Origin of the sequence: Salmonella sp. 741265116_PST (genome assembly GCF_046567715.1) — a bacterium.
Classification (GTDB): domain Bacteria; phylum Pseudomonadota; class Gammaproteobacteria; order Enterobacterales; family Enterobacteriaceae; genus Salmonella; species Salmonella enterica.
This window is the reverse complement of the sequence record NZ_JBKFPH010000014.1, coordinates 66,026-82,650: the sequence shown is the minus strand read 5'-3', so window position 1 is coordinate 82,650 and position 16,625 is coordinate 66,026. Positions and strand designations below refer to the sequence as shown.

17 protein-coding genes are annotated in these 16,625 nt (G+C 51.6%); 11 read left to right on the top strand and 6 right to left on the bottom strand.

The genetic code is table 11. The features are described from left to right. Positions 1-2: 2 nt before the first annotated feature. The 9 genes from rlmH (at position 3) to lipA (ending at position 9,550) form a co-directional block, all read left to right on the top strand. The gene (rlmH, locus tag ACLD11_RS12020) at positions 3-470 is read left to right on the top strand and encodes a 23S rRNA (pseudouridine(1915)-N(3))-methyltransferase RlmH (protein WP_000776107.1); all 468 of its coding nucleotides are present in this window, start codon (positions 3-5) and stop codon (positions 468-470) included. 30 nt (positions 471-500) lie between these two features. After that, complete coding sequence (mrdA, locus tag ACLD11_RS12015) at positions 501-2,402, top strand: peptidoglycan DD-transpeptidase MrdA (RefSeq protein WP_023201921.1); 1,902 nt, start codon at positions 501-503, stop codon at positions 2,400-2,402. Positions 2,403-2,404: 2 nt separating this feature from the next. Next, positions 2,405-3,517 carry a peptidoglycan glycosyltransferase MrdB gene (gene mrdB / locus ACLD11_RS12010; RefSeq protein ID WP_000131713.1) on the top strand — a complete coding sequence of 371 codons (1,113 nt, stop codon included), beginning with the start codon at positions 2,405-2,407 and terminating at the stop codon, positions 3,515-3,517. Between the two features lie 10 nt (positions 3,518-3,527). Further along, on the top strand, positions 3,528-4,661 hold the full coding sequence (gene rlpA, locus ACLD11_RS12005; protein ID WP_411014953.1) for an endolytic peptidoglycan transglycosylase RlpA: 1,134 nt from the start codon (positions 3,528-3,530) through the stop codon (positions 4,659-4,661). A 139-nt stretch (positions 4,662-4,800) separates the two neighbouring features. Beyond that, positions 4,801-6,012, top strand: coding sequence for a D-alanyl-D-alanine carboxypeptidase DacA (gene dacA / locus ACLD11_RS12000; RefSeq protein ID WP_000858711.1), 1,212 nt, complete (start codon positions 4,801-4,803; stop codon positions 6,010-6,012). Positions 6,013-6,119: 107 nt separating this feature from the next. Then, positions 6,120-6,383 carry a DUF493 family protein YbeD gene (gene ybeD, locus ACLD11_RS11995; protein WP_000850547.1) on the top strand — a complete coding sequence of 88 codons (264 nt, stop codon included), beginning with the start codon at positions 6,120-6,122 and terminating at the stop codon, positions 6,381-6,383. A gap of 99 nt (positions 6,384-6,482) precedes the next feature. Then, positions 6,483-7,124 carry a lipoyl(octanoyl) transferase LipB gene (gene lipB, locus ACLD11_RS11990; protein WP_058661357.1) on the top strand — a complete coding sequence of 214 codons (642 nt, stop codon included), beginning with the start codon at positions 6,483-6,485 and terminating at the stop codon, positions 7,122-7,124. A gap of 301 nt (positions 7,125-7,425) precedes the next feature. Further along, a complete protein-coding gene (locus ACLD11_RS11985; protein ID WP_080160307.1) occupies positions 7,426-8,379 on the top strand; it encodes a YbeF family transcriptional regulator in 954 nt (317 codons plus the stop codon). Positions 8,380-8,584: 205 nt separating this feature from the next. Next, positions 8,585-9,550 (top strand): lipoyl synthase, encoded by a 966-nt coding sequence (gene lipA / locus ACLD11_RS11980; RefSeq protein ID WP_411014952.1) that lies wholly within the window; start codon positions 8,585-8,587, stop codon positions 9,548-9,550. A gap of 85 nt (positions 9,551-9,635) precedes the next feature. On the opposite strand, the gene tatE is transcribed toward lipA, so the two are convergent. Together tatE and ACLD11_RS11970 are read right to left on the bottom strand one after the other, a co-directional pair. Next, positions 9,636-9,839: a twin-arginine translocase subunit TatE gene (gene tatE, locus ACLD11_RS11975; protein WP_000503938.1), complete on the bottom strand. Its 204-nt coding sequence runs from the start codon at positions 9,837-9,839 to the stop codon at positions 9,636-9,638. A gap of 128 nt (positions 9,840-9,967) precedes the next feature. Further along, entirely contained in the window at positions 9,968-10,756 is a 789-nt protein-coding gene (locus tag ACLD11_RS11970; RefSeq protein WP_411014951.1) for a deaminated glutathione amidase, read from the bottom strand. Positions 10,757-10,846: 90 nt separating this feature from the next. On the opposite strand from ACLD11_RS11970, the gene crcB reads away from it, so the two are divergent. Then, on the top strand, positions 10,847-11,230 hold the full coding sequence (gene crcB / locus ACLD11_RS11965; protein WP_000939753.1) for a fluoride efflux transporter CrcB: 384 nt from the start codon (positions 10,847-10,849) through the stop codon (positions 11,228-11,230). Between the two features lie 57 nt (positions 11,231-11,287). Here the strand turns inward: crcB and cspE are convergent, their stop codons facing one another. Then, on the bottom strand, positions 11,288-11,497 hold the full coding sequence (cspE, locus tag ACLD11_RS11960; protein WP_000034826.1) for a transcription antiterminator/RNA stability regulator CspE: 210 nt from the start codon (positions 11,495-11,497) through the stop codon (positions 11,288-11,290). Positions 11,498-11,684: 187 nt separating this feature from the next. After that, positions 11,685-12,257 carry a lipid IV(A) palmitoyltransferase PagP gene (gene pagP / locus ACLD11_RS11955; protein ID WP_183060498.1) on the bottom strand — a complete coding sequence of 191 codons (573 nt, stop codon included), beginning with the start codon at positions 12,255-12,257 and terminating at the stop codon, positions 11,685-11,687. Between the two features lie 378 nt (positions 12,258-12,635). Between pagP and dcuC the strand changes: the two genes are divergently transcribed. Next, positions 12,636-14,021, top strand: a complete 1,386-nt coding sequence (dcuC, locus tag ACLD11_RS11950) for an anaerobic C4-dicarboxylate transporter DcuC (protein ID WP_411014950.1) — start codon at positions 12,636-12,638, stop codon at positions 14,019-14,021. 53 nt (positions 14,022-14,074) lie between these two features. On the opposite strand, the gene dpiA is transcribed toward dcuC, so the two are convergent. Continuing rightward, positions 14,075-14,755, bottom strand: a complete 681-nt coding sequence (gene dpiA, locus ACLD11_RS11945; protein WP_183060494.1) for a two-component response regulator DpiA — start codon at positions 14,753-14,755, stop codon at positions 14,075-14,077. Then, entirely contained in the window at positions 14,724-16,385 is a 1,662-nt protein-coding gene (gene dpiB / locus ACLD11_RS11940; RefSeq protein WP_053299977.1) for a sensor histidine kinase DpiB, read from the bottom strand. Before dpiB ends, dpiA begins: the two co-directional genes overlap by 32 nt. Between the last annotated feature and the right edge of the window lie 240 nt (positions 16,386-16,625).

Sequence of the window (16,625 nt, the reverse complement as noted above, 5' to 3'; positions counted from 1 at the left end):
GCGTGAAGCTGCAACTTGTCGCTGTCGGCACGAAGATGCCCGACTGGGTTCAAACGGGATTTACGGAATATCTGCGTCGTTTTCCGAAAGATATGCCCTTTGAGCTAATCGAAATCCCTGCGGGAAAACGCGGCAAGAACGCGGATATCAAACGCATTCTCGACAAAGAGGGCGAGCAGATGCTGGCCGCCGCCGGTAAGAATCGCATTGTTACCCTGGATATTCCAGGCAAGCCGTGGGATACGCCGCAGTTAGCCAATGAGCTGGAGCGCTGGAAACAGGACGGGCGCGACGTCAGTTTGCTGATTGGCGGCCCGGAAGGATTATCTCCCGCCTGCAAAGCGGCAGCGGAACAGAGCTGGTCGCTCTCGGCGTTAACGCTCCCTCACCCGCTGGTTCGGGTTCTGGTCGCGGAGAGTTTGTACCGGGCGTGGAGCATCACAACCAACCACCCTTATCACCGTGAGTGATCGTGAAGTCTTGAGAAGATTAAGCAGCGGATGAAACGACAAAATTCTTTTCGTGACTATACGGCTGAGTCCGCACTGTTTGTGCGTCGGGCGCTGGTCGCCTTTTTGGGTATTTTGCTGCTGACCGGCGTACTGATCGCCAATTTGTATAATCTGCAAATTCTCCGTTTTACCGATTACCAGACCCGCTCGAACGAAAACCGTATCAAGCTGGTGCCAATTGCGCCAAGCCGCGGGATAATCTACGACCGTAACGGCATTCCCCTTGCGCTGAACCGCACTATCTATCAGATTGAAATGATGCCGGAAAAGGTGGAAAACGTTCAGCAAACGCTGGATGCGCTACGCAGTGTGGTCGATTTAAACGACGACGATATCGCCGCCTTTAAAAAAGAGCGCGCCCGATCCCATCGCTTTACTTCTATTCCGGTGAAAACAAACCTGACGGAAGTTCAGGTCGCGCGCTTTGCTGTCAACCAGTACCGTTTTCCGGGCGTCGAAGTCAAAGGCTATAAACGCCGCTATTATCCATACGGATCGGCGCTGACCCACGTTATCGGCTACGTATCGAAAATCAATGATAAAGACGTCGAGCGTCTCGACAGAGAAAACAAACTGGCGAACTACGCCGCCACCCATGACATCGGCAAGCTGGGCATTGAGCGCTACTATGAAGATATTCTGCATGGGCAAACCGGTTATGAAGAGGTTGAAGTCAACAACCGCGGCCGCGTTATTCGCCAGCTCAAAGAGGTACCGCCGCAGGCCGGACACGATATCTACCTGACGCTGGATCTCAAGCTCCAGCAGTATATTGAAACGCTGCTGGCAGGCAGTCGCGCGGCGGTGATTGTCACCGATCCGCGTACCGGCGGCGTGCTATCGCTGGTCTCCATGCCAAGTTACGACCCTAACCTTTTCGTGGATGGCATCTCCAGCAAAGATTACTCCGGGCTGCTTAACGACCCGAACACGCCATTAGTGAACCGCGCGACTCAGGGTGTCTACCCACCCGCTTCTACCGTTAAGCCTTACGTCGCCGTATCGGCGTTAAGCGCTGGCGTCATCACCCGTAACACCAGTCTTTTCGACCCTGGCTGGTGGCAGTTGCCGGGGTCTGAGAAACGCTACCGCGACTGGAAAAAATGGGGCCACGGGCATCTGAATATCACCAAATCCCTTGAAGAGTCGGCGGATACCTTCTTCTATCAGGTGGCCTATGACATGGGAATCGATCGCCTGTCAGAATGGATGGGTAAGTTCGGCTATGGTCACTATACCGGAATTGATCTCGCAGAAGAGCGCTCTGGTAATATGCCGACCCGCGAGTGGAAACAGAAACGCTTTAAAAAACCGTGGTATCAGGGCGATACGATTCCGGTGGGCATCGGCCAGGGCTACTGGACAGCGACGCCGATTCAGATGAGTAAGGCGCTGATGATCCTTATTAACGACGGTGTAGTTAAAGTCCCGCACCTGTTAATGAGCACCGCGGAAAACGGTAAACAGGTGCCGTGGGTACAGCCGCATGAGCCGCCGGTGGGCGATATTCACTCCGGCTACTGGGAAATTGCGAAAGATGGCATGTATGGCGTCGCCAACCGCCCTAACGGCACGGCGCATAAATATTTTGCCAGCGCGCCCTATAAAATCGCGGCGAAGTCGGGCACCGCGCAGGTCTTTGGCCTGAAGGCCAACGAAACGTACAATGCGCATAAAATCGCCGAGCGCCTGCGCGACCATAAATTAATGACCGCCTTTGCGCCGTATAACAATCCCCAGGTCGCCGTCGCGATCATCCTTGAAAACGGCGGCGCAGGCCCGGCAGTAGGCACGATCATGCGCCAAATCCTTGATCACATCATGCTGGGCGACAACAACACCCATTTGCCTGCGGAAAACCCGGTGGTTGCAGCGGCGGAGGACCAATAATCATGACGGATAATCCGAACAAAAAAACCTTCTGGGATAAAATTCATATCGATCCCACGATGCTACTCATTCTGCTGGCATTACTGGTTTACAGCGCGTTGGTCATCTGGAGCGCCAGCGGCCAGGACATCGGCATGATGGAGCGTAAAATCGGCCAGATTGCGATGGGGCTGGTTGTCATGGTGGTGATGGCGCAGATCCCGCCGCGCGTGTATGAAGGCTGGGCGCCCTATCTCTATATCATTTGTATCATTTTGCTGGTCGCCGTTGATGCCTTCGGCGCAATATCCAAAGGCGCGCAGCGCTGGCTCGATCTGGGAATCGTTCGCTTTCAGCCTTCGGAAATAGCCAAAATCGCCGTGCCGCTGATGGTCGCCCGCTTTATTAACCGTGACGTCTGCCCGCCCTCGCTGAAAAATACCGCCATCGCCCTGGTATTAATCTTTATGCCTACCCTGCTGGTCGCCGCCCAGCCGGACCTGGGGACGTCTATTCTGGTCGCCCTTTCCGGTCTCTTTGTCCTATTTTTGTCTGGTCTGAGCTGGCGCTTAATTGGGGTCGCCATTGTATTGATCGCTGCATTTATTCCTATTTTGTGGTTTTTCCTGATGCACGATTACCAACGCCAGCGCGTCATGATGCTCCTTGATCCGGAGACCGATCCGCTGGGCGCGGGCTATCATATTATTCAGTCTAAAATCGCCATTGGCTCAGGCGGCCTGCGCGGTAAAGGCTGGCTCCACGGCACCCAGTCGCAGCTGGAGTTTTTACCCGAACGCCATACCGACTTTATTTTCGCGGTACTGGCGGAAGAGCTCGGTCTGGTGGGCATCCTGATTCTGCTCGCGCTCTATATTTTGCTAATAATGCGCGGTCTGTGGATTGCCGCCAGAGCGCAAACTACATTTGGTCGCGTGATGGCTGGCGGATTAATGTTAATATTATTCGTTTATGTCTTCGTAAATATTGGTATGGTGAGCGGTATTCTGCCTGTGGTTGGAGTACCTTTACCCCTGGTCAGCTACGGGGGCTCCGCACTGATTGTGCTGATGGCCGGGTTCGGGATTGTGATGTCGATCCACACCCACAGAAAAATGTTGTCGAAAAGCGTATAAGGGGTGCGCAATGCGTAAGCAGTTGCCTGTAATCTGCGTCGCGGCAGGGATAGTACTACTCGCGGCATGTACTAATGACGGCGGTCAGCAGCAAACCACCGTCGCGCCGCAACCTGCGGTATGTAATGGTCCGACTGTGGAAATCAGCGGAGCGGAACCGCGTTATGAACCTCTGAATCCGACCGCAAACCAGGATTATCAGCGTGACGGTAAAAGTTATAAAATCGTTCAGGACCCGTCCCGCTTTAGCCAGGCTGGCCTGGCCGCTATTTATGATGCGGAACCCGGCAGTAATTTAACCGCCTCCGGGGAGATGTTCGATCCGATGCAGCTTACCGCCGCCCATCCGACACTGCCTATCCCCAGCTATGCGCGAATCACCAACCTGGCCAACGGTCGCATGATCGTCGTGCGTATTAACGATCGCGGCCCCTATGGCACCGATCGGGTCATCTCCCTGTCCCGCGCAGCGGCGGATCGTCTGAATACCTCAAATAATACTAAAGTACGGATTGACCCCATTATCGTAGCGCCGGATGGTTCGCTCTCCGGCCCGGGGATGGCCTGTACGACGGTGGCGAAACAGACCTACGCTCTGCCCCCTCGCCCTGATTTAAGCGGCGGAATGGGAAGCGCCTCTTCAGCGCCTGCGCAACCGCAAGGCGACGTTCTTCCGGTCAGCAATACCACGTTGAAAAGTGACGATACCACCGGCGCGCCGGTGAGCAACAGCGGCTTCCTCGGCGCGCCGACTACGCTGGCGCCTGGCGTGCTGGAGAGTAATGAACCGACGCCGGCACCACAGACAGCGCCGGTTTCCGCGCCGGTGGCGGCTCCAGCGACTGCGACACCGGTGAGCGCGCCTGCCGCCGCGGCCCCGGTATCTGCCCCGGTGAGCGTGCCAGCCGAAACGGCGAGCGGTCGTTTCGTCGTCCAGGTCGGCGCCGTCAGCGATCAAACGCGCGCGCAGCAGTACCAACAGCGTTTAAGCCAGCAGTTCAGCGTACCAGGACGCGTAATACAAAACGGCGCGGTCTGGCGTATTCAACTGGGGCCTTTTGCCAGTAAAGCCGAAGCCAGCGCGTTACAGCAACGTTTGCAAACAGAAGCACAATTACAGTCCTTTATCGCCAGCGCGCAGTAACCGATTGCAGGTATCTGTACTGTCAATTTCTGTAAATGACATTAACAAAGTCACGCGGAAAGTCAGATGCCTGCCAGTTATGCTTTTGCTATAGTAGGGCTCTTTTTTTAATTTCATCACGGACGTCGTAGTTCAGACCATGAAGACCACTTTTTCCGCTCGTTTTATGCAGCGCATGGCGCTCACCACGGCGCTTTGTGCCGCGTTTATCTCAACCGCACATGCCGATGACCTGAATATCAAAACTATGATCCCGGGTGTTCCGCAGATCGATGCGGAATCCTACATCCTGATCGACTACAACTCCGGCAAAGTTCTGGCGGAACAAAACGCCGACGAACGTCGCGACCCGGCGAGTCTGACGAAGATGATGACCAGTTACGTCATCGGACAGGCAATGAAAGCGGGTAAATTTAAAGAAACCGACCTGGTTACCGTCGGTAATGACGCCTGGGCTACCGGCAATCCGGTATTTAAAGGCTCCTCGCTGATGTTCCTCAAGCCGGGAATGCAGGTACCGGTCTCTCAGTTGATACGCGGCATCAATCTGCAATCCGGCAATGACGCCTGTGTGGCGATGGCTGATTTCGCCGCCGGTAGCCAGGATGCTTTCGTCGGACTGATGAACAGCTATGTGAACGCGTTGGGGCTGAAAAATACCCACTTCCAGACCGTACACGGCCTGGACGCCGACGGACAATACAGTTCAGCTCGCGATATGGCGCTGATTGGTCAGGCGTTAATTCGCGATGTGCCTAACGAATATGCCGTTTATAAAGAAAAAGAGTTCACCTTTAACGGCATTCGCCAGTTAAACCGTAACGGTCTGCTGTGGGATAACAGCCTGAATGTGGACGGCATCAAAACCGGCCATACCAGCAAAGCGGGCTATAATCTGGTCGCTTCCGCAACCGAAGGCCAGATGCGATTGATTTCCGCCGTGATGGGCGGACGGACCTATAAAGGCCGTGAAACAGAAAGCAAAAAACTGCTGACGTGGGGCTTCCGTTTCTTTGAAACCGTTAATCCGCTGAAGGCGGGTAAAGAGTTCGCCTCTGAACCCGCCTGGTTTGGTAATACCGATCGCGCCTCGCTGGGCGTCGATAAAGACGTTTACCTGACGATCCCTCGCGGTCGCATGAAAGATTTGAAAGCGAGCTATGTACTGAATACCGCAGAACTGCACGCGCCGCTGCAGAAAAACCAGGTGGTCGGCACCATCAACTTCCAGTTGGACGGTAAAACCATCGAGCAGCGTCCGCTGGTCGTACTGCAAGAGATCCCGGAAGGGAACTTCTTCGGTAAAATCATTGATTACATTAAATTAATGTTCCATCACTGGTTTGGATAAAAATTGAACGCTTGAAAGTGTGATTTTCGTCCCCATATACTATGCATCAGTAAAACTCCCGCCCTATGGCGGGAGTTGTTATTTTTTTACGTAATGCCGGAGCTGACATGAAAACCAAACTTAACGAACTGCTTGAATTCCCTACGCCATTTACTTACAAAGTAATGGGGCAGGCGTTACCTGAGCTGGTTGATCAGGTGGTTGAAGTGGTACAGCGCCATGCGCCTGGTGATTACTCTCCGACGGTAAAACCGAGCAGCAAAGGCAACTACCACTCGGTCTCTATTACCATTAATGCCACCCATATTGAACAGGTTGAAACGCTGTACGAAGAACTGGGCAATATTGATATCGTGCGAATGGTATTGTAATACATCCAGACGGTTACCCGGTCTTATCCGGGTAACTCCCCGCCTCCCCCGCTGTGATATACTTTCCTCTCTTTTTTCATTCTCTACGGAGATGCCGTTTTGTATCAGGATAAAATCCTTGTCCGCCAGCTCGGCCTTCAGCCCTATGAAGCTATCTCTCAGGCCATGCATAACTTTACCGATATGCGCGATGAAAACAGCCATGATGAAATTTGGTTGGTTGAGCATTACCCGGTGTTTACCCAGGGCCAGGCCGGTAAAGCGGAACATATATTGATGCCTGGCGATATTCCCGTTGTGCAGAGCGATCGTGGAGGACAGGTGACCTATCATGGTCCTGGCCAACAGGTAATGTACGTTTTACTTAACCTGAAACGACGTAAACTGGGCGTGCGTGATTTAGTCACCCTACTTGAACAGACCGTGGTGAATACGCTGGCTGAAATGGGTATTGAGGCGCATCCGCGCGCCGATGCGCCGGGCGTCTACGTGGGTGAAAAGAAAATCTGCTCGCTGGGTTTACGTATCCGTCGCGGCTGCTCATTCCACGGTTTAGCGCTAAACGTTAACATGGATCTTTCTCCTTTCCTGCGCATCAACCCGTGTGGTTATGCCGGCATGGAAATGACCAAAATAACGCAGTGGAAGGAAGACGCTACCACGGATAATATTGCGCCCCGCTTGCTGGCGAATATTTTAGCTCTGCTAAATAATCCACCGTATGAATATATTGCTGCTTAATGCGTAAAATATAATGGCCCAAGAAATTTATGGGTCATTAATCATATATGATTTGAATGCTTTACTTCTCCCCCCGCTTTCTATATTTTCGTTATATCCCTGCTGTAGCCGCCAGGCGGCATGGCCTCTTCAGTCCTCATGATGAGGAATTTTCCGTGAACAAAATCCCGGCCTTGCTGTTACTTATCTTATTGAAATGATTAAAAATACATTCATAAGAGTAATTTTAAAACCAACTCATAAATGCAAAATATACTATTTCATCTATTATTCATAATACGAATGAATTCGGAGCCAGAGCGTGAGTGATAATAATCAGACAGAAAGACAACCGGCCGATCAACACCTACAAGACAAACCGCAAATTTTCAGAACACTGAGAAATATTGACCTCAATCTGTTGACGATTTTCGAGGCCGTATATGTCCATAAAGGGATCGTCAATGCAGCGAAAATTCTTAACCTGACGCCGTCAGCCATCAGCCAGTCCATTCAAAAATTACGGACTATATTTCCCGATCCGCTGTTTATTCGCAAAGGCCAGGGCGTAACGCCCACGACGTATGCTACGCATCTGCACGAATACATCAGCCAGGGGCTGGAATCTATTCTTGGCGCCCTGGATCTTACGGGCAGCTATGATAAGCAACGTACCATTACAATTGGCACAACGCCTTCGGTCGGCGCGCTAGTGATGCCGATTATTTACCAGGCCATCAGGCCGCGTTATCCTCAGCTTTTGCTGCGCAACATTCCGGTAGACGATGCCGAAAGCCAGCTTAGTCAGTTTCAGACCGATCTCATTATCAATACCCATAGCTATAACAACCGGAGCATCCAGCATCACGTCCTGTTTAGCGATACGCTTGAGATTGTCTGCCGCCAGCATCACCCGTGTCTGGCGAACGCCATTACTGAAGAGAGACTGAACAGCGCGGATCACACCTTTCTGATGCTGGAGGGACAACATCTTTCCCTGCTGCGCCAGCGACTGCAAGAGACATTTCCCGATCAGCAAATCAGTTTTAGTAGCTACAATATTTTTACCATTGCCTCGCTGATCGCCAGCAGCGATCTGCTGGGACTGATGCCCACCCGCTTCTACGACTTATTTAGCCGTTGCTGGCCGCTTGAACGCCTTCCCTACGCGCCGGTGAATAGTGAACAGGTCGAGTTCTCGCTGCATTACAATAAACTGAGTCTGCGCGATCCGGTGCTGGAGAACGTCATTGATATCATCCGTGAGGCGTTCTGACAAAAATGTTGCATTCAGGTCACGGAAGATATGGGCAAACAGCACAAAACAACAACTATTTTACATTTTGCCGGGCTGTCAGGCTGCTTTATGGCCCTTATCAATGATATACTGCGTGTCACAAATTCAAAAATAGTTGATAAATACAACTTTCCCTTGAATTGAAACGCTTTCCTTCGTTATTCGCAACTGGAACACGCACGCTATGAGTAAACCCATTGTGATGGAACGCGGTGTAAAATACCGCGATGCCGATAAGATGGCTCTTATCCCGGTTAAAAATGTGGTCACAGAGCGCGACGCTCTACTACGTAAACCGGAATGGATGAAAATAAAACTTCCGGCGGATTCTACCCGTATCCAGGGCATCAAAGCCGCAATGCGCAAAAATGGCCTGCATTCTGTCTGCGAGGAAGCGTCTTGCCCAAACCTGGCTGAATGTTTCAACCACGGTACCGCTACGTTTATGATCCTTGGCGCCATTTGCACTCGCCGCTGTCCGTTCTGTGATGTCGCCCATGGCCGCCCCGTTGCGCCGGATGCGGAAGAGCCGCAGAAACTGGCGCAAACGATCGCCGACATGGCGCTACGCTATGTGGTCATCACCTCTGTCGACCGTGACGATCTGCGTGACGGCGGCGCCCAGCATTTTGCTGACTGCATCACCGCCATCCGCGCCAAAAACCCGGAGATAAAAATAGAGACCCTGGTGCCAGACTTCCGTGGACGTATGGATCGCGCGCTGGATATCCTTAACGCGACGCCGCCGGATGTCTTTAACCACAACCTGGAAAACGTGCCGCGTATCTACCGCCAGGTTCGTCCGGGCGCCGATTACAACTGGTCGCTGAAATTACTGGAACGCTTCAAAGAAGCGCACCCGGAAATTCCGACAAAATCGGGTCTGATGGTGGGCTTAGGCGAAACCAATGCGGAAATCATTGAGGTTATGCGCGACTTACGCCGTCACGGCGTTACCATGCTGACGCTTGGTCAGTATCTACAGCCAAGCCGCCATCACCTGCCGGTACAGCGTTATGTCAGCCCGGAAGAGTTTGACGAGATGAAAGCGGAAGCCCTGGCGATGGGCTTTACCCATGCCGCCTGTGGCCCCTTTGTACGTTCTTCGTACCATGCTGATCTCCAGGCCAAAGGCATGGAAGTGAAATGATCGTGTAATAGACGCTTACATTTCAGGCAAAAAAAACCGGCAACTTGCCGGTTTTTTTACTCTGCGGAGCAAGCGCATCGCGCTATTACTCTTTGTGCGAGAGTTTTTCAGCCTGAACGCTACCGTCGACGTCTTTCTTAACGCCCGCGTCTTCATCGTTCATTGCTTTCTTGAATCCTTTAATCGCCGTGCCCAGGTCTCCGCCCAGCGTACGTAACTTCTTGGTACCAAACAGCAGAACAACCAGTGCGGCAACCACCAGCAGTTTGGTAATACTAATCTCACCCATAGATACCTTCTTCACTAAAAACAGGCTGCGTAACGCGCCGGATTAACCTGAGAATATTAACGGTCTTTCGACGCGCGCACACAATAGCAATCTGTAACAAGGTGAATCAAGCTTTGCGTAAAAAAACATCATAATAATTGCGGTGGCGCAAATCGTCGTTGCTGCAAAAGAGGAAGTTGCTCCCGCACCTGGCCTATTCGTTCTCTGAATATTTCCGCGACGATCAGCGCCGGACGATCGGCTGCCGCGGCTATCGTTACCCCCAACGGATCGATAATACGACTTTGACCAATATTACGATTACCACACTCCCCGGCCGCAATCATATAGCAGGTGGTATCCAGCGCTCTCGCCGCCAGCAGCGTCGACCACTGCTGCTCTTTCAGCGGGCCGCGAACCCAGCCCGTCGGCAGCGCCAATACGTCAGCCCCCTGTAAAGCCAGCGCTAACGCCATATCCGGAAAGCGCAGGTCATAACAGGTCATAAGCCCCACCTTAACCCCCTCCACGTCCAGCACAGGCGCGATAACGGTTCCGGCATCAATACTTTGGGATTCTTGCATCGAAAACGCATCATAGAGATGCAGCTTCGCGTAACGCGCGACAATGTGACCCGCCCGTAGCGCCACCAGCATATTAACCGCCCGTCCAGGCGTTGACGGGACAAGGATAGTGAATATCGTCGTCATATTATTATGAGCGCTTTCTTCCTGAAGCCGCGTCATAAACGCGCCATCCAGCGGCTGCGCGGCGCGAATCGGCAGGTCAAGGTCGATGTCATCTCGCGCTAATATCCCCTCAGGCAGCACCAGAAGCGATACGCCGCGGTCCGCCGCCTGAGCCATTAACGAAACGCAAACTTGCGCATTCTTTTCCCATACAGAACTCACCACAAACTGCCCGGCTGCAACGAACATATCCCCTCCCACACCTCTGTCAGGACTCGCCAATTATGCTTGTTCGGCGTTACACTCCTCCTGTATAGCAATTAAATAAAGGATTCGGCAGTGTTACAGCTTCTTTTAGCAGTTTTTATCGGCGGTGGAACGGGGAGCGTAGCCCGGTGGATGCTAAGTATGCGTTTTAATCCGCTTCATCAGGCGATTCCCATCGGTACGCTAACAGCAAATTTGCTTGGCGCGTTTATTATCGGCATGGGGTTCGCCTGGTTTAACCGCATGACACATATCGATCCGATGTGGAAAGTGCTCATTACGACCGGCTTTTGCGGCGGCCTGACGACCTTTTCTACTTTTTCTGCTGAAGTGGTATTCTTGCTGCAAGAGGGGCGCTTTGGCTGGGCGCTGCTGAATGTGCTGATTAACCTGTTGGGTTCGTTTGCCATGACGGCGCTGGCATTCTGGCTATTTTCCGCCGCAGCGGCGCGTTAAGCGCAAAAAAAACCCGCCGAAAGGGCGGGTTTTGAAATCTTGCTGTCGGACGTATGCTTACAGAGCAGTTACGTTTGCAGCGGAAGGGCCTTTGGCACCGTTAGTGATTTCGAACTCTACGCGCTGACCTTCAGCCAGAGTTTTAAAACCATTGGTCTGGATTGCAGAGAAGTGTACGAACACGTCTTTGCTGCCATCTTCCGGAGTAATGAAACCGAATCCTTTGGATTCATTAAACCACTTAACGTTACCTTTAATCTTAGACATCAAAATTACCTTTACATGAAAAATAGACACAAATGCCGTGTCGGATACCAGTACAACAATTGTGATGCATTTTGTCCAGTCGAACTTTGCGAAAAAGTGATAAATATCGCGTTAATTTTTAGCCAACCCTATCTACCTATTGTTTTTTAAGGCTTTTTAATTCACAACAGAACAATACCCTTCTCCGTCAAAACTGGAAACGCATCCAGGCGAAATAGACGTTTCCGTTGTTATACGAACCCGGAATGTAGGTCATCTGAAAGGTAGCGGGACCATAGCCTATCGACGCTAAAGGCAACAGCACAGGGATGGGAATATAATTCCAGTTGTCGCGCGCGGTAACGCCCGCGGTAAAGCCCAGTCCCAGGTGAAAATTATCGTCTTCCAGCGGTCGCCAGGTTTTTTCCCAGCCATAACCGCCTATGGGTTCCCATTTGTTAAATGAATCTTTAAAGGCCATCATATAGAGGCCATGCCAGTTGCCTTTGTCGTCCCAGCGCGACTGACCAAAACCCACGCCCCACGGTCGCTCGTTATAGCGATCCGTTTTCTCTTTATCGTAGGCAAAGCGCGCATGCCATGTAATGGCGGGGACATACAAATCATAATGCTCAGGCTGTCGCCACGTTTCTGCGACGTTATCGGTAAACGTGTTAAACCACCCTTTATCCGCCGCAGAGACTGAAGGAATAGCCAGCCATGGCATAACAAGGAGAGCAATAATAAGAAAATACTTTCTGATAATCATCACAACAGCCATACCGTTCAAAAATTCGACTGTGATAATAACAACATTAACCTGAATAAAATCTTAACAAACTATAAACAGAGAATAATCTGAGAGAGTATCGGGTTAACGGCGTTTGATTTAACACTCAGAACCGTCGCGCGCTCCTTACTAAATTTTCACAAAAAACACAAAATAAAGCACAACAAACAAAACAATAAAATAACAATAAATTAATACTTATAGCGCTACAGAAAATTCGCATAAACATATTTCCTCTTTAGCGATGACATGAAAAAATAACCGCGCCGTGATTTTAATCAGTAAGGCGCCATCCTTTATTCGGTACATTTTTATACCACTTTTGTGGCTCTTATTTTTACTCTGGGTGTCGATAAGACAGGGGAAACAATGCTAACAGTTATAGAGCTCCTTATCGGGGTCGTCGTTATTGTGGGTGTAGCGCGCTACATCATTAAGGGATATTCCGCCACTGGCGTTTTATTTGTCGGCGGTCTGGTTCTGCTTATTATCAGCGCGCTGATGGGGCATAAGGTATTACCTGCCAGCGAAACCAGTACCGGCTATACCGCAACAGATATTGTTGAATACATCAAAATTTTGCTCATGAGTCGCGGCGGCGATCTTGGCATGATGATCATGATGCTGTGCGGCTTTGCCGCTTATATGACGCATATCGGCGCGAATGATATGGTCGTGAAGCTGGCGTCGAAACCTTTACAGTACATAAATTCGCCCTACCTGTTGATGATTGCCGCCTATTTTGTCGCCTGCCTGATGTCGCTGGCCGTCTCTTCCGCGACGGGGCTTGGCGTACTGCTCATGGCTACTCTCTTCCCGGTGATGGTCAACGTCGGCATTAGCCGCGGCGCGGCGGCGGCTATTTGCGCCTCTCCGGCCGCCATCATCCTCTCGCCAACGTCTGGCGATGTGGTTTTAGCCGCAAAAGCGGCGGAGATGCCGTTAATCGATTTCGCGTTCAAAACCACGCTGCCGATTTCCATCGCCGCCATTATCGGTATGGCGATAGCGCACTTTTTCTGGCAACGCTATCTGGATAAAAAAGAGAACATTTCACATGAGATGCTGGACGTGGCGGAGATTACCACCACGGCCCCGCCGTTTTATGCCCTTTTACCGTTCACGCCCATTATCGGCGTACTGATTTTTGACGGTAAATGGGGGCCGCAGTTGCACATTATTACCATTCTGGTGATCTGTATGCTGCTGGCCGCCGTGCTGGAATTCGTGCGCGGCTTCAACACGCAAAATGTGTTTTCCGGCCTGGAAGTGGCTTATCGCGGCATGGCGGATGCGTTTGCCGGCGTTGTGATGCTGCTGGTCGCGGCGGGCGTTTTCGCCCAGGGGCTGAGCACCATTGGCTTTATCCAAAGTCTGATCTCGATTGCCACTTCTTTTGGCTCCGCCAGCATTATTCTGATGCTGGTCTTAGTGATTTTAACCATGCTGGCCGCGATGACCACCGGTTCAGGCAATGCGCCTTTTTACGCCTTTGTTGAGATGATCCCTAAACTGGCGCACTCCTCCGGCATCAACCCAGCCTATTTATCCATCCCAATGCTGCAAGCCTCAAACCTGGGGCGCACGATTTCGCCGGTCTCCGGCGTCGTGGTCGCTGTCGCCGGGATGGCTAAAATATCACCTTTTGAAGTGGTGAAACGCACCTCCGTTCCGGTCATCGTCGGTCTGTTGATCGTCATTATCGCCACGGAAATTATGGTGCCAGGCACCTCTTCCGCCGTTACCGGCGGCTGATAGCCGGTAAGCCGGGGCGAGGGAAAACATCGCCCCGGCATCTTAAACCAGGCTTAGCCGCCGTGGTAAATACGCTGCGGCCTGCCCACTTTGCCATGAATAATCTCTGCGACAATCAGGTGCTGACTCGCGCAATATTCCAGGTAGCGTCGGGATGTGGTGCGGCTTATCGTTAAGGCCTGCGCGATCGTTTCAGCCGTGTGGCGTACGGTTGGATCGGCAAACAGCTTCATCACCGCATTAAGGGTTAAGGCATCAATACCGGTCGGCAAATCCCCTTTCGGTTCGCCGCGCGCATAGGCGTTGAACATTTCATCTATCTGCTTCTGGCTTGCGCTATCCGCGCTCGCCAGCATACGTCTGCGCTGTTGATAACGGGTCAGCGTCTGCCCCAAACGTTCATAAGCAATAGGTTTGACCAGATAATCAAACGCACCGCTACGTACCGCTTCCGCTACCGTCTCCATGTCACTGGCGGCGGTCGTAAACACGACGCCGCCAGGATAGCGCGACTGCATTAATTCATGCAGCAGCGTAATCCCCTTCCCATCCGGCAGATAATTATCCAACAGAATTAATCCAGGTTTGAACCGGTCAATCATCATTCTCGCCTGCGCCAGATTGCCCGCCAGCCATATCTGGTTAAAGCCAGGAATATGGCGGATATATTCTGCGTGCATCTCCGCCAGCAGCGTTTCATCCTCAACGATCAATAGGGTTAATGGTTCTGTCATCGTTTTTTTTCACTTTCGGAAGGAATAAAGAAAATAAGGTGCCACAAGGATCATTGTCTTCCAGTGTAATGACCCCGCCACAGCGCCCCACATAACTTGCAATCAGATATAACCCGATACCATGCTCACCGGGTTCGTCGGTTCGGGTACTTACGCCCTGTTCAAAAATTTTTTCCCGCAGCGCTTCAGGAACGCCGCAGCCCTGGTCGGCGACCTCTATCACCACCTCGTCGCCCTCGTCGCTCAGGAAAAGTTCGATGGTATTGTCGCCTTCCTGTGTACGCAAACTCGCCTCAAACGCATTATCCAGCAGATTCCCGACGATGGCGGCGAACTCCGTGCTATCCAGCCCCTCCGGCAGTTGATGTAGCTGGCTGCCGGGAACTATCACCATCTTGAGCCCCAGTTCACGCGCGCGTTGCACTTTGCCAAACAGCAAACCGGCCACCTGACGATCGGCGAAGGCGCCGCGTAAACTATCAATAAGTTGCTGCTGCGCCTGCGATTCGCCCTGCACCATCTCTCTGACCCGATCATACTCTTTCATTTGCAGCAGGCCGTTCAGAGTCGACATCCAGTTCAGGTGCTCATGGCGTAGCGTGCGCAGGCTCTCAACATACTGTTTAATCTGAGTTAACTGCGCGTTCAACGTCGCGATTTCATCCTTGCTGCGAAAACTAATAATAGCGCCCAGCAGCTCCTCGCCGGAACGGATAGCCTCACGATTGGCGATGACGCTCAGGCCATTGAAGTTGGCCATCACGTCCTGACGCCTTTCTGCGATCTGGCAGGTAAAAAAGTCTGCCGGATTGACGACTTCTGCTATCAACTTGCCCAGCCACTGACGCCCCGGCGACGGCAGCCCCAACATTTTTCTCGCATTGCGGTTAATCGCGGTGATATGTCCCTCTGGATCAACGGCGATCAGCCCTTCATAAACCGAGCTAAACAACGCCTCCTGCTGGCGTACCACGCGCGCAATCTGTTTCGGCTCCATGCCCAGCATTTGTCGGCGGATATGCGCGGCGAAAAACCAGGAAAGCAGCATTAATACCAACAGCAACAGGACAAAAACCCCCGCCATCGGTAATAAGAAGTCCAGCCGCCAGGAGTCGATTTTACTGACCAGATAGCCAATTGAAACAACGCCGATCACGTTGCCTTCGTTGTCAAAGATAGGCGTTTTGGCGCGCATCGCCATCCCTATTGAGCCCTTACCGGTAATGAAATAACTTTCTCCTCTTTCCAACGCGCCGGGTTTCGTAAACTGCATGGGATAGCCAATTTTTTCCGGATTCGGATGGTAAAGCCGGATCGAGTGGCGATCGCCTATCACCACATAGTCAAAATCCGTCCCGCGCTGCAGTTTATTCGCAATTATCGCCAGGCGTTTATAGTCCCGGTTTTTTACGGCGGCGATAATGCTGTCGTTAGAAGCAATAATTTTTGCCTGATTCATCGCCATGTCACGAACATGGGACGCCAGATAATCTTCGAAACTGGCAGACAAATATTGTGCTAATGCCGCCACGATGAAAACAGAAACCACCAGAATGAGCAGAAAAATACGCAACGGAAACGCGAGTTGCCGAAAAAAAGGAAACAGCTTTTTATTTTTCTGATAGGGCATTAAGGTTCCTTATGGGCATTTCGCTGCGGATTTACCGCAAATGTAATAAAAATGTTTTAAGTAACTTGAAGCATATAAAAACCGATCGTTACAGATTCCCCACATTAAATCAATTAAACAACTAAAAACCACCGCCTGAATGGCGATTAAATTAATTAAAAAACTTAAAACCATAAAACACTTAAAAACCATCTAACGCTTTGTGAAATAAATCAAAATTTACCACCAAAATACTCCTTA

Excerpts from the sequence above, each read along its gene's own strand:
- pagP (WP_183060498.1), bottom strand. The coding sequence starts at position 12,257 with ATGGCTGTTGTGATGATTATCAGAAAGTATTTTCTTATTATTGCTCTC.
- mrdA (WP_023201921.1), top strand. The coding sequence starts at position 501 with ATGAAACGACAAAATTCTTTTCGTGACTATACGGCTGAGTCCGCACTG.
- mrdB (WP_000131713.1), top strand. The coding sequence starts at position 2,405 with ATGACGGATAATCCGAACAAAAAAACCTTCTGGGATAAAATTCATATC.
- dacA (WP_000858711.1), top strand. The coding sequence starts at position 4,801 with ATGAAGACCACTTTTTCCGCTCGTTTTATGCAGCGCATGGCGCTCACC.
- rlpA (WP_411014953.1), top strand. The coding sequence starts at position 3,528 with ATGCGTAAGCAGTTGCCTGTAATCTGCGTCGCGGCAGGGATAGTACTA.
- ACLD11_RS11970 (WP_411014951.1), bottom strand. The coding sequence starts at position 10,756 with ATGTTCGTTGCAGCCGGGCAGTTTGTGGTGAGTTCTGTATGGGAAAAG.
- ybeD (WP_000850547.1), top strand. The coding sequence starts at position 6,120 with ATGAAAACCAAACTTAACGAACTGCTTGAATTCCCTACGCCATTTACT.
- dpiA (WP_183060494.1), bottom strand. The coding sequence starts at position 14,755 with ATGACAGAACCATTAACCCTATTGATCGTTGAGGATGAAACGCTGCTG.
- dpiB (WP_053299977.1), bottom strand. The coding sequence starts at position 16,385 with ATGCCCTATCAGAAAAATAAAAAGCTGTTTCCTTTTTTTCGGCAACTC.
- cspE (WP_000034826.1), bottom strand. The coding sequence starts at position 11,497 with ATGTCTAAGATTAAAGGTAACGTTAAGTGGTTTAATGAATCCAAAGGA.
- tatE (WP_000503938.1), bottom strand. The coding sequence starts at position 9,839 with ATGGGTGAGATTAGTATTACCAAACTGCTGGTGGTTGCCGCACTGGTT.
- lipA (WP_411014952.1), top strand. The coding sequence starts at position 8,585 with ATGAGTAAACCCATTGTGATGGAACGCGGTGTAAAATACCGCGATGCC.
- dcuC (WP_411014950.1), top strand. The coding sequence starts at position 12,636 with ATGCTAACAGTTATAGAGCTCCTTATCGGGGTCGTCGTTATTGTGGGT.